Annotated in this window: 17 protein-coding genes and 3 pseudogenes; 11 read left to right on the plus strand and 9 right to left on the minus strand. The window is 50.0% G+C overall.

The features are described 5' to 3' along the window. Positions 1-463: pseudogene (locus CX664_RS26680) on the plus strand (hypothetical protein); the annotation flags it as partial. A gap of 71 nt (positions 464-534) precedes the next feature. Here the strand turns inward: CX664_RS26680 and CX664_RS22865 are convergent. From CX664_RS22865 to CX664_RS22890, 5 genes and pseudogenes are all read right to left on the minus strand, one after another. Next, positions 535-918, minus strand: coding sequence for a hypothetical protein (locus CX664_RS22865; protein WP_101748961.1), 384 nt, complete (start codon positions 916-918; stop codon positions 535-537). Further along, complete coding sequence (locus tag CX664_RS22870; RefSeq protein WP_101748962.1) at positions 918-1,124, minus strand: hypothetical protein; 207 nt, start codon at positions 1,122-1,124, stop codon at positions 918-920. Before CX664_RS22870 ends, CX664_RS22865 begins: the two co-directional genes overlap by 1 nt. A 292-nt stretch (positions 1,125-1,416) precedes the next feature. Further along, positions 1,417-2,034 (minus strand): hypothetical protein, encoded by a 618-nt coding sequence (locus CX664_RS22875; protein ID WP_101748963.1) that lies wholly within the window; start codon positions 2,032-2,034, stop codon positions 1,417-1,419. Beyond that, positions 1,986-3,661: pseudogene (locus tag CX664_RS28355) on the minus strand (tape measure protein). Before CX664_RS28355 ends, CX664_RS22875 begins: the two are co-directional and overlap by 49 nt. Positions 3,662-3,944: 283 nt before the next feature. After that, positions 3,945-4,559 (minus strand): annotated as a pseudogene (locus tag CX664_RS22890) (phage tail tube protein); the annotation flags it as partial. Positions 4,560-4,817: 258 nt separating this feature from the next. On the opposite strand from CX664_RS22890, the gene CX664_RS25945 reads away from it, so the two are divergent. Continuing rightward, a complete protein-coding gene (locus CX664_RS25945) occupies positions 4,818-5,228 on the plus strand; it encodes a hypothetical protein (RefSeq protein ID WP_163372322.1) in 411 nt (136 codons plus the stop codon). Here the strand turns inward: CX664_RS25945 and CX664_RS22895 are convergent. Beyond that, entirely contained in the window at positions 5,180-5,956 is a 777-nt protein-coding gene (locus CX664_RS22895; RefSeq protein ID WP_101748967.1) for an AAA family ATPase, read from the minus strand. The genes CX664_RS25945 and CX664_RS22895 overlap by 49 nt on opposite strands. A 103-nt stretch (positions 5,957-6,059) precedes the next feature. Here CX664_RS22895 and CX664_RS22900 point away from each other — a divergent pair, with 103 nt between their 5' ends. The 7 genes from CX664_RS22900 (at position 6,060) to CX664_RS22925 (ending at position 9,814) form a co-directional block, all read left to right on the plus strand. Next, positions 6,060-6,479: a DUF7173 family protein gene (locus CX664_RS22900; protein ID WP_101748968.1), complete on the plus strand. Its 420-nt coding sequence runs from the start codon at positions 6,060-6,062 to the stop codon at positions 6,477-6,479. Then, entirely contained in the window at positions 6,479-7,447 is a 969-nt protein-coding gene (locus tag CX664_RS22905) for an AAA family ATPase (RefSeq protein WP_101748969.1), read from the plus strand. Before CX664_RS22900 ends, CX664_RS22905 begins: the two co-directional genes overlap by 1 nt. A gap of 51 nt (positions 7,448-7,498) precedes the next feature. Beyond that, positions 7,499-7,639, plus strand: coding sequence for a hypothetical protein (locus CX664_RS26685; protein WP_163372319.1), 141 nt, complete (start codon positions 7,499-7,501; stop codon positions 7,637-7,639). A gap of 27 nt (positions 7,640-7,666) precedes the next feature. Continuing rightward, positions 7,667-8,722 (plus strand): PD-(D/E)XK nuclease family protein, encoded by a 1,056-nt coding sequence (locus tag CX664_RS22910; protein WP_101748970.1) that lies wholly within the window; start codon positions 7,667-7,669, stop codon positions 8,720-8,722. A 15-nt stretch (positions 8,723-8,737) separates the two neighbouring features. Further along, positions 8,738-9,052 (plus strand): DEAD/DEAH box helicase family protein, encoded by a 315-nt coding sequence (locus CX664_RS22915; RefSeq protein WP_101748971.1) that lies wholly within the window; start codon positions 8,738-8,740, stop codon positions 9,050-9,052. Between the two features lie 58 nt (positions 9,053-9,110). After that, entirely contained in the window at positions 9,111-9,377 is a 267-nt protein-coding gene (locus CX664_RS22920; RefSeq protein WP_101748972.1) for a hypothetical protein, read from the plus strand. A 170-nt stretch (positions 9,378-9,547) separates the two neighbouring features. Next, entirely contained in the window at positions 9,548-9,814 is a 267-nt protein-coding gene (locus CX664_RS22925; RefSeq protein WP_180966598.1) for a pyocin activator PrtN family protein, read from the plus strand. 27 nt (positions 9,815-9,841) lie between these two features. On the opposite strand, the gene CX664_RS27920 is transcribed toward CX664_RS22925, so the two are convergent. From CX664_RS27920 to CX664_RS22940, 3 genes are read right to left on the minus strand one after another with little or no spacing between them, the layout of a single operon-like run. Further along, the gene (locus CX664_RS27920) at positions 9,842-9,967 is read right to left on the minus strand and encodes a hypothetical protein (RefSeq protein ID WP_276328515.1); all 126 of its coding nucleotides are present in this window, start codon (positions 9,965-9,967) and stop codon (positions 9,842-9,844) included. A gap of 46 nt (positions 9,968-10,013) precedes the next feature. Beyond that, a complete protein-coding gene (locus tag CX664_RS22935; protein ID WP_101748975.1) occupies positions 10,014-10,307 on the minus strand; it encodes a type II toxin-antitoxin system RelE/ParE family toxin in 294 nt (97 codons plus the stop codon). Next, positions 10,300-10,545 carry a type II toxin-antitoxin system ParD family antitoxin gene (locus CX664_RS22940; protein WP_101748976.1) on the minus strand — a complete coding sequence of 82 codons (246 nt, stop codon included), beginning with the start codon at positions 10,543-10,545 and terminating at the stop codon, positions 10,300-10,302. The genes CX664_RS22935 and CX664_RS22940 overlap by 8 nt, the downstream gene beginning before the upstream one ends. A gap of 236 nt (positions 10,546-10,781) precedes the next feature. On the opposite strand from CX664_RS22940, the gene CX664_RS22945 reads away from it, so the two are divergent. Then, entirely contained in the window at positions 10,782-11,123 is a 342-nt protein-coding gene (locus tag CX664_RS22945; protein ID WP_101748978.1) for a type II toxin-antitoxin system RelE/ParE family toxin, read from the plus strand. 12 nt (positions 11,124-11,135) lie between these two features. Next, entirely contained in the window at positions 11,136-11,417 is a 282-nt protein-coding gene (locus CX664_RS22950) for an XRE family transcriptional regulator (protein ID WP_101748977.1), read from the plus strand. The last annotated feature ends 310 nt before the right edge of the window (positions 11,418-11,727 follow it).

Genomic DNA, 11,727 nt, shown 5'->3' on the forward strand with positions numbered 1-11,727 from the left:
AGATCCCGCTTACGCCGAGCGCGAAAGGGAGCGCCAAAGGGAGCTTCGCAAAGATCCCGCTTACGCCAAGCGCCAAAGGGAGCGCCAAAGGGAGCGCTACCAAGCAGATCCCGCTTATGCCGAGCGCGAAAGGGAACGCCAAAGGGAGCTTCGCAAAGATCCCGCTTACGCCGAGCGCCAAAGGGAGCGCTACCAGACAGACCCCGCTTACGCCAAGCGTCAAAGGGAGCGCCAAAGGGAGCGCTACCAGGCAGATCCCGCTTACGCCGAGGGACAAAAGATCTATATAAAGACCTACAATAGAATCAAAATACAAACCTCCAACAAGAAAGAAGCTAAAGAGCAAGCTGTGATCGCAAGAGAGCGGTATCTTCAGTCAGTCAATTCAACTAAAAACTCAGGTAATTTACCACTGACTTCTAATTTAACTGAAACGACCCAGAGTTCCAGTAAAAATTTATAAGGTACTGTCCCCCCGCTTTTCAGTCGTCAAGCTGAAGGAATATTTACAGTCCCGATCGCCCCCTCTCAGCCTTAGTGAACGGTTAGCAATCGAAGGGTAAGAAGGTATTGGTCGCTATCGTCCGGGTAGGCAAACGGCATAAGCTGTTGTGACTCAATGGGAGCCCCATTAGAACGATCAAAGATAACGGAAAACTGCCGGTTATCCGGGAGCGTTAGAGTCATCGTTTTATTGGCCGCTTTGGAGAGAGCAAAGAGGCTCTTGACTGTTAGCCGGGAAACCCAACCGGCCTCGCCATTGCCAGAAAGAACAATAGAACGGCCATGAACTAACTGGCCTTCCTGTACCAATAAAGCCCCGGTCAGGCTGCGCTCGGTGGTTTGCTCTACCGGGTTCCATTCATATTCATTGATCCAGAGCAGATCGTCGGGGAGTGTTATGGTATCCAGTTGCATTAAACTGTCCTCAATCCTGCATTTTTAAGCGCATCAAGCAAACTGGCTTCATCCGTTGGAGCAATGCCAATATTCACACCACCGCCGGGATATTCGAGCCGGATAATACGCTGAGGGGATTCTGAAGCAGTGCGGGGGGCTGTTGCTGTCGTGTTCACCTGGCTCTCTTGAAGGGCTTTGGCTTTTTCATTATTAGCCTGCCGCAAACGCTCGTTGTAAATCTGCTCGCTGATCCGCAGGGCAGAGGTAATATTCTTGACTGCCTCCTGATCCCCTTTGGCAATAGCCTCCGCCTGCTGTGCCTTCAGATCGTCACGCTGGCTTTGATAACGGCGCTGCTCAATATCAGACTGTCTGCCCTACAATTCATCCAGTTCATCTTGCAGGCTGTTTAGGGTATTCCGGGAACTGTCACCTAAGCTGGCCATGTTTTGTTTGGCTGAAACAATGGCGTTATTGAGCCGGTCTAAATCCTGATTATTGAGGAGACTCATTGTATTAGCAGCTCGCTCGCCCTGAAGGATAAAGCTTCTCGCTGTGGAGCCACCCGATCTCATAGCTCTCTAATAGTTCTTCGAGGGCGATCTTCTGCTCCAAGTACTGACTTTTGACATAGGCCGCATTTTTTGCAGTCTCATTCATCCAGCTGCTGATGCCGGTAACATCAAAGGTATAAGAGTGCTGTAGCTTGTTGAGTGCTTCTCTGGTTTCTTCGAGCTGACTTTTCAGTTCGGCAATACTGCTAATAGCCTGCTCGGTGTTTATGTTGCCAATACCATTCATAGCGACAAAGGCATCGTGTGCAGCACCACTCATACCCTGAAGTTCTGCGGTAAGGCTGTTGTAATGACCGGCCATTACTCCGGCAATAGAGGTGGCATCAGTCAAAGCTTCGGCCTGTTGCTCCCCGGCTTCCTCGGCAGTGTCGCCAACGTCTTTCAAGGATTCCTTGGTTTTGTTTGCCTCTTTGTTGAACTGCTGAAGCTTTTTCCGGCTGGCCTCGGTCGCCTCGTAATATTCCTCCTGAGACAGGATGCCAGCACTTAATGCTTCTGCCAGAGCAACCCCTAAACTGGCAAGCTCTGCCCGGGTTTCGGCACTATTAACCTGTGCCATTGGATCAGCGGCATCTTTAAAAGTAGTTTTTGCAGTTTCTTCCCCAGTATTTTTAAATGCATCTTGAACCGTTTTCTGGCTATTAACCAATTCATCCGCGTAATTTTGCCAGAGCAGTTCTGGCTCCTGGTCATGGTCTTGGCTGAATCGTCTGCTGTCCTTACCGCATCCCTGCTTTCCTTGGCAAAGCTGTTGTACACCCCACTCAGCGCATCCCGGACATCCTTGGCATCCTCAACCGTCTGCTTGGCAAACTCCTTGGTCAAGCCGCCGAGAAAGTCTGTGGTGCCCTTCATCTTTTCAGCAATGCCATCAAAGCCCAAGGCATCGGCTACTTCCTGCCATACCTTGACAACGCCGTATAGTATCCCGGTATAGGCTGTAACAAAGCCTTTAACAATCGCTGTGAAGGTATTGAAAAAGCCCTTGACGGTGGAGCTGGTAAAATCAAAGGCAGTCCGCAGAGCCGCCATGGTTTCTGTGATGGTGGTAAAGCCTGATTGGATACTGGTGACAAAGCCATCAATGGTTGCCCCGGCAAAGGCATGCTTGATGGTGTCACCCATGGCGATAAAGGCATCGCTAACCTTTTTAGCCAATTCAGCCAGCTGGCCATTCTGGTTCATCCGCTCAATTTCGGCAGCGATGCCAGCCAGGGTTTCCTTGGCGTAATCCAGAGCCCCGCTCTTGGCCACCTCATCCTGGAACTGCTGCCAGCTGTCTTTCAGGTTACTGACATAACCCGACAACAGACTCATGTTTTTGGCGGCAGCACCTTCTGAGCTTTTGCCAATCTCCTGAATAAGCCCTCTTATTGCCTCCCGGCCAAGCTTTCCTGCGCTGGAAAGTTTTTGGATCTCCTGTACATTCTTCCCGGTGACCTTTTCCAGCAAATCCCATACAGGGACACCACGCTCCAGCAGCATCAATATTTCTTCGCCCTGAAGCTTTTGTTTTGCCCAGGCTTTACCTAATCCCAGGGTGATGCCTTTAGTCGCTCCATGCCGCCGCCAAGCTTTGAAGCCTGGTCAATAATGGCTTGCATAGAGCCATCGGCAGGATCAAGGCCAAACGCCTTTAAACGTACAAAAGCTTCAGACACTTCTTCCAGCTGGAATGGTGTATTCCGGGTAAAATCCTTGATCCACTGCATGGCCTTTTGGGCTTCTTCAGACGATCCGGTAATCGCCTCCATCTGAACGCCCAAACGCTCAAACTGGTCGCCTGTCTGCAATACCCCTTCAATGCTTCGCTTTAAGGTATAGAGTCCACCCGCTGCCGCTGCCAGCCCAAGAAAACGCAGGGTAAGCTTGCCGACGGATGTACTGGCCGATTCGGCATCCTTGGCGGTTTTTTTCAGGTTGCTATTGCGTAGCGTTCTCGCTGTCTGCCGGGCGCTTTCGTTCGCCCGCTTAAATGCTGTCCGGGTCTCGTTCAGCTGCTGTTCGAGTTTGGCCTGCTGCTGCTTCAGGTTTTTGGTCGATAACCCCGCAGAGGACATTGAGCCTCGCAGTTTGGCCAGCGCCTCCCGTTGGCGGTTATATTCGGTATTCGCCTTTTTTACATCTCTCCGGGCTTTTGCCATGGTCGCCTGCATGGCCTTGGTTGGCTTGTCGGTCTTGCCCATTTCCTGGCCAAGATTGGCCACTTTATCTTCCGCCTCCCGAAAAGCCCGACCGGCATCATGAGTAGCTTATTCTGGTTTTCAAGTTCCTCTAACTGGCCTTTAAGTTTATTCGCCTCTTTCCTAAAGGCATCCAAAGAGGCAGAGGATTTTTTTACGTCAGAGGACAATAAATCCTTTGCCTTAAGGACTAACTTAATTGCTGATTCTTTGATATTGGCCATAGTGCTTTAATTCAAAAAAAAGCCCCTCGAAAGGGGCTAAATTGCAGGAAGCAAACGGTGGATTACTGCGCCAGATCAATCTGCATAAAGGTACTCAGACCGGAGCCATCAATAGTACTGTCTGCCAGCACATCAAGCTCCAGAGCGATAGCGGCAAAGTCGTCCGAAATAAAATCAAGGTTCTGGACAGGGGAGAACTTTACCCGATGCACCCGGAGATTAAACGGCTTGCCATCCTGCGCATCGTTGAGTCCTTCCATAAACAGGACAAACTCTTTGCCCGATTCAATCAGGGCCTGAACCATATTGGTGGCCAGTGGGGTATAGCTCACTTTCACACCCAGGTTATCAATGCCGCCACCGCCAATAACCTTGATACCGGATTTGGTCAATTCATAATCATCCCCGGCAGTCAGGGCGGCATCCGTGCTGTCTTTGACAGTAATAGCCTTCGACATATCAGGAAGCTTATCGAACGGGATAAGCTCATCAGCTACGCCAAAGCTGGTATGAGGTTCATCAGTGACGGCAGTGGTTGAACCGGCAGCGACAGAGCCACGGAGCGCCATCGACAAATTGTTAGCGGTAAAGTCATGCGCCGTTAGGTTGGCCGAAATAGAGGAAATCCGGCTGATGGTGTTGCGATTACCACCGCCACCGAGATAGTTCTTCAGCTCCTTTTTACTCGACTCTAAAGTTTTTGCCTGACCATTAAGTTAAATTTGAGCAGGTCTCACTGCTGCTACTCGGGCTTCACGGCTGCGCAAAGCCTTCATCGTGGCAACAGGAGGCCTGCTGTACCAAGCTTGGTTGCAAAGTAATGTATTGGCAACTTTTATATGACCATGCTTATACGTGTTCTGCCCTGCGCTACCCAATTTATTGATCATCTTGACCAGGCTTTACGTCAGGCTCCGCATGCTCAGCGACTGACTATGAAGCAACGCTATTTTTTAGCATTTGTCATTTCAGCAATGATTCTGACTCAGAAGCTCTGCTGGGCAACCATGGAACGTCGAAGTCTTGGCCAATACACATCAGCCGCCTTATGGTGGATGTTTTATCGATCCGAAATTGTCTGGCATCTATTGCTACGCATCAGTGTTCTGGTCATCATTGATCGTTATGGCTTATCAGAGGGAAATCTTCTTATTGACGACACTAGTTGTGGAGTCAGAAAATCCTCAAGAGAAGCTCAAGAAACTGACGGAGTCTCTCGAAGACTATCGCCCGTTGAGAATATCCAGCAAGCATATGGCAGGCAGGGAGCTGGGGAGAATGATGCCAACTGCCTCACTCAAGTACCGTTTGCCGGAATATCAAACACTCGTGCATTAAAAACTTGAGAGTCGAGTATCAATCTTTCCAGCGTTTGGATGACCCGCTTTTGCTTTTCCCCGATCCGTATTTCTGCCTGTAACCGGCCTTGCTCTCGAATATGCTCGCGGTTTTCTTGCTGCTTGATCTTCAGTGCATTGGCTTTATCCAGGTATTGCAGAACACAGCTGTATTGCGGCTCGCCTTCTTCGTCATTGAAGGGCAGACGCACAGAGCCAAACTGAAAGTTCATTTCATCCGGCTCATCAGCGTCCTTCATTTTTTTGGGGGTAATCTTGATTTCATCGTCTGCTTTAACCACCGCATACTCAGCATCCAGCGCACCTTTGAGCGCACTGTTACCCCGGGCGCGATCTTTCGAGCCCACGCAGGTATGATGGACGATCAGTACATTGCAGCGATATTTTGAACGCAGATACTCATCAATGTGACCAATAAAGGAGCTCATTTCCCGAGTTGAATTTTCATCCGCAGGACCGAAGTTTCTTGCCAGGGTATCAATGACAATCATGGAAGGCGTAACACCTCCAGTATCACTGACTATTTTTTCAATGCTGTCACTGACCGCCCGGGCACTGGCCAGACTGGTCAACGCTGCTGAGCACTGACTGATATACAGCGGTGCATTGCGCAGGTTGTAACCATAAAAGCTCTGCCAGGCCATAAAGCGACGGGAGAGGCCATTGAAGCCTTCCCCGGCAATTTTATAGCAGATGGCTGAACGAATGTACGCCATCGATTCAACAGACGAACTCACCCTGACACTGAAAAACAGGCCACTGATGCCTGCCGGGTTCGTTCGCCCTGAAGAAAGCCAATAACAAAAAGGATGACACTTTATGAAAGAAACCCCCTCCACTGCCTCGCCCCATCCACTGGACCAACTGGCTCATGAACTGGAAGTTGCCAAACAGGCAGAAAACCAGGCCAGAGAACAACGTATGGCTATTGAGCAGCAGCTCTGCAAGCTGGTTGGCACCAAAGATGAAGGCAGTTTTTCGGTCAAAGGTGATTACTACAAGGTGACCACCGTCGCCGGAATGAGCCGTGTCGTGGATTCAGAAAAATGGGCGGCCGTTCGACAACAACTGCCTGCGGATATCGCCCAATCGGTGATCCGTAGCAAACTGGAAGTCAACACCCGGCAATTGAAAAGCCTGCAACAAATGAATCCCGCCCACTACCAGCTGGTCTCGCAGGCCATCACCACCAAACCGAAGAAAGTCAGCATCAAGTTTGAACGGCTGGAGGTTCAGTAATGGCTATTTCACTGGAATCCATCAGCCGCTCTACCGGCATCAAGGCGCCCCGGATTGTGGTGCATGGAGGTCCCGGCCTTGGTAAAACCACCCTGGCCGCTGGTGCACCGAACCCGATCTTTATCTGTACCGAAGATGGTTTGGGCAAACTGGAAGTCGACGCCTTCCCCATGATGCAGTCGTTCCAGGATGTTCTGGATGCCATCACGGTTCTTTACTCATCCGACCATCACTATCAGACGCTGGTGATCGACAGTCTGGATCATCTGGAACCGATGATCTGGCAGCACCTGTGCGATACGTATGTTGGCTCAAAGGGCGAAAGGTACCAGGCCATTGAAGACTTTGGTTACGGACGAGGCTTTCTGGAGGCGCTGAATCTCTGGTGCCAACTGCTGGATGGACTGGCAGGCTTTCAGCGACGCTATGACCTCAAGCCACTGAATAAGGAGATTGAAATGGCACAGTTAGGTTTTAATGCAGACGACTACGATCCAGCGGATGAGTTTGAGCCCCTGCCGCCCGGTGAATACCTGACCATGATCACTGAGGCCTCCCTGGATAATACCAAGTCCGGTGGCCAGATGGTGAAGCTCACCTACACGGTAATGGAAGGCCAGTTTGAAGGCCGCAAGCTCTGGTCTCAACACAATATCGTCAACAGCAGCCCAAAAGCGGAGGAGATTGGCAGGAAAGAGATCAGCCGTATTGCCCATGCGGTTGGCCAGCCCAGGATTAACGACACCGAACAGCTGTTACAGCAGGTGATCCGAATTGCTGTTGTGCTGAAACAAGACCCGGGCTTTGGTCCAAAGAATGAAGTCAAGAAGTGGATCAGTTCCGGTGGTCAACCAATGCAAAGCGCCCCGGCACCTCAGCAACAGACACCTGCTCACAATCCGGCGTCAGCCCAACCACCACCACACCCAGCGACTCAGTACGCTGCGCCACCGTGGGGACAGAAATAATCCGCCATTCGCCACAAGGGGGCTTGCCCCCTTCATACAGGAAAGAAAGTTATGTTTTTCAATTCAACGGGCACCTCCGCCCGAAAGCTGGATAAGGCCCGATTCACCAAACGACACCCCTCCAAAACAGAGAGAAAGCGAAAGCGCAAAGCCCAGCGAATTGCCAGACGGTTAAACAGAAAGCAGCAATAGGCTCAGAGCCAGGGAAGGTGAAGCATTATGAAAATCCCCGAATCCAACAAAACGACCATCAACGCGATTATCCGGCATTATGAGGACAACCAGGGTGGTGTAATGCGGGCGCATCTGGGCGGTTCAATTATTGGTCGCCCCTGTGACCGGGCGCTCTGGTACACCTTTCGCTGGTGTACGGATGTTAAACATGGCGGTCAATTGCTGCGACTGTTCCAAACGGGTCATCTGGCAGAAGAACGGTTTGTTGCTGATCTGCGTAATGTGGGCGTCAAAGTCTTTGAAACCGATCCGGCCACTGGTAAGCAGTTCAGAATCTCGGCCTGCAACGGGCATTTTGGTGGTTCATTTGATGGTGTGGGCCAAGGCTTTATCGAAGCCCCCAGGACCTGGCACCTGATTGAGATGAAAACCCACAATGAGAAGTCCTTCAACAAGCTGGTTAAAAAAGGTGTAGAGGCAGCCAAGCCAGAACACTTTATCCAGATGCAGGTGTATATGTACCTGGCAAACCCTCAGCTGACCCGAGCCTTCTATATCGCCGTGAACAAAAATACAGATGAACTGTATGGTGAGCGGGTTCGGCTTGATCCTGTTATTGGCAAAGCAGCCATTGAGAAAGCAGAATGCATTATTATTGCCAGTGACCGACCTCTGAGCAAAATCAGTGAAGACCCCAGCTGGTACCTCTGCAAATTTTGCGACCATCAGGCCATCTGCCATGGACAAGAAGCCCCTGTAGTTAATTGTCGTACCTGCCTGCACAGCACACCAGTTGAAGATGGCCAGTGGCACTGCGCCCGTCATGATATGGAAATCCCGGAATCGGTTCAGATGTCAGGTTGTGAACTCCACCTCTATAACCCTTACCTCTTAGAGCAATTTGCTGAGCCCATTGATAGCGGTGAGTTCTGGATACGTTATCGCCTGAAATCAACGGGCGAGGAATTCATAACTGGCACAGATAAAGGCCAGCTCTCCTCTCAGGAAATTCAGGCAGTAGAAGACAAGCGCCTGCTGACGGATGAAAAGCTGGCAGGACTGAAAACCCAGTTCGACGGAACGATTGAAAATAATCAATGAGAAGGAAAATGAGCTATGGATCATTCAAAACGCTATCGCTTTATCCATGGGGTTTTACCGCACTGGCCAGACCAGCGCTTTCTGATTATCTCCCATGTGAAAGAGATCATTGAGCAGAACCATGAAAAGATTGTCGCCCAATGGCCAGAAGCCCCGACGGGCATTTACTCAGCCTCTATGAATTCCCGCAATACCGATGCTCAGGTACTGTTTGCCAGCATCCAGAGTGTTCATAAAAGAGCAGAGCAGTTAGGCCATTGTGATTTACTCATTATTGATGAATGCCATCTGCTCAATAGCGAAAGTTCAGAAACATCGCTGCGGTTTTGAGACTATTCGGGAATGGGTCTGTTTCCAGCATGGTGGTTACGCCCGGCAGAAAGCGGTCATGTGGTGGGTAAAGCGGGTTGAGCAGGCTCCGGTGCCAGAGCTGACGATGGATGCATACCAGCACCTGACTGAACAGAACGAAATGAAAGAGCACTGTCGTATTGAGGTACTTCAGGAGGACCGGTGGCATCGCATAAAAAGCCTCGATTTCACCGTAAAACCCGATACACCCAGCGCCTGGAATCATAACCCTGCAGAAAGACCAAAACCAACTCACACCATGCCTGCCGACATGGACGTTTTTGATACGGATATCAATTTTTAAACAGGAGACAAACCATGAATACCGAGTTGATGCTCTTCGCCAAGTATGAAAAACCCTAAGTAGTTGCACAAATGGAATCGTATATTTCTGGCTAAGTGGGCAGTTACTATGCAAGGCACAACGCAGGGAGCATAGCCGTAGCTATGTGACCGTAGTTGTAACGCCGCAGAGTGGCTGCCCACTTAGTCAGAAAATACGATTTCATTTGGTTAACTACTTATGTACCGCTGGAAGACGTTTGCCAGGAGTTCTTTGGCATGTGTGAAAAACGGGCGAAGCTGGCTGCTGCCTCTCAAAAGCTGCCGGTTCCGGTGGTGCGCACCATGAACAGCCAGAAATCGCCGTGGATGGTAAAGATTTCAGACCTGGCGGTTTATATTGACGCCCGGCATGAGCGCTACAGGAAAACGTGGGAAAAGGTTCAGGGTGTTATTTAAGGACATTGCCGGTTAGTGATACCGGCATTACTTTTCCCGCTCTGGAATCACAACCACTTCAATATTATTTTCCCAGCATAATGCTTCCATCTCGGGGTCAGACTGTCCACAAATAGCAACGGTTTTTATGGATTTTGGTCTAAAACGCTTCATGATCTGAGCTGAAAAATAAGCCCTTGCTCTCTTTAGCTGCCAAGCTCTATACATTCAAAGCTTCGACAAAATCCTGCCTGCCCATAATACGAACAATCAAAACCCCATCGTCAAGCTCAGAGTAATAGACAGCATGCACTCCATACACACTACGTCGATAACCTTCACGTATATGACGGATAGCAGGGTAATGATTTGGGTGCTGCGCCAGCAAGTTCAGATGCGTTTCCAAGCCATCCAGATAATGACTGGCTTGCTCATACCCGAAACAATCAAGACCAAACTCGAATATTCGCTCTATATCCTGCCCAGCTTCCGCCGACAGGCTGTACTTAGTCATGCTTTACTCTCCGGGCTAATACACGCTCCCGGATATCGTCTACTGTATCGTTGCTGATCCCGCTGTTTTCACCAGCAATAAGCGCACTACGAAGCGATTCTGTCGCCTCCTGACGCCGCCTGGCCTGGCGAATCAAGTCATTCACTACTTCACTTTTACTGCCATACTCGTCGCTCTCAACCTGGGCCTGCAACCATTGGTCATTGGGTGAAGTGAGGGTAATGCTTTGCCTAGCCATGGGTCATCTCCTGCCTACCTATTGTGGTGTAATATTACACCAGATTAGCACAGATGTAACCATTGGCCAGGTGTCTCAGGAATGAAAAGCAAAAGATGGGAACGGGTTCATGGCACGCAACATTACTGCCGGTAGATCATGTTACCGGCAAAACCCAACTATTTCGATGATCCCTCCCATATAAATTTGACCTGAAGTTTTTTTCAGCTAGAATGTACCTAAAATGGTACAAGCAAATGAAAGTGATTTCTGTTCGATTCTACGCTACACAATCGGGCCATGAACCAGTGCTTGACTGGCTAAAGGCTCTCACCCGCGAGGATCGCCGGGCTGTGGGGCAAGATATCAAGACTGTTGAAATCGGCTGGCCTATTGGCATGCCGGTAGTTCGAAAGCTGGATAAGGGGCTTTGGGAAGTGCGCAGCGACCTGACAGGCGGCAGAATTGCCCGTGTACTGTTTACTGTCGCTAATGGTGAAATGGTGTTACTGCACGCCTTCACTAAGAAAAGCCAAAAGACCCCTGCCAGTGATCTGGACTTGGCGAAGTCACGACGCAACGACGTATTGAGAAAATAAAAGGAGGCAACAATGAGCAATCCTCACATTGGCAGCAACTTTGATGACTTCCTGACAGAAGATGGCCTATTGGCCGAATGTCAGGCTGAAGCCATGAAACGGGTTATTGCCTGGCAGATTGATGAGTACCTGAAGAAAGAAGGTGTGAACAAATCCGCCTTTGCCAAACTGCTTGGAACCAGTCGCTCACAACTGGACCGGCTGCTTGATCCGGACAATACAAGTCTGAATCTCAGAACATTGTCCCACGCGGCCGAAGTGATGGGAAAACGATTGGAACTCAGGCTGGTATAGGCTGAACCCAACATTAACGCTTGCTTTGTCGCAAGATTGGCCATTTAAAGCGTATGAGTAACCGGTGCGCTGATCTTGCGGGAAGCGGGAGGCGTATTAAGTAGCTAACCATATGAAATCATATATTTCTGACTCCTTGTTCAGGCACTCTGCTTCGTTACAACTCCGGTCACATAGCTACGGCTATGCTCCCTCCGTTGTGCCTCGCATAGCACCTGCCCAAGTAGCCAGAAATATGTGATTCCATATGGCCAGCTACTTATTGCCCATTACGATAGAGCTATTAGCGATACAGTACAATAATTCAAAA

It is taken from the genome of Endozoicomonas acroporae (assembly GCF_002864045.1).
Classification (GTDB): Bacteria; Pseudomonadota; Gammaproteobacteria; order Pseudomonadales; family Endozoicomonadaceae; genus Endozoicomonas; species Endozoicomonas acroporae.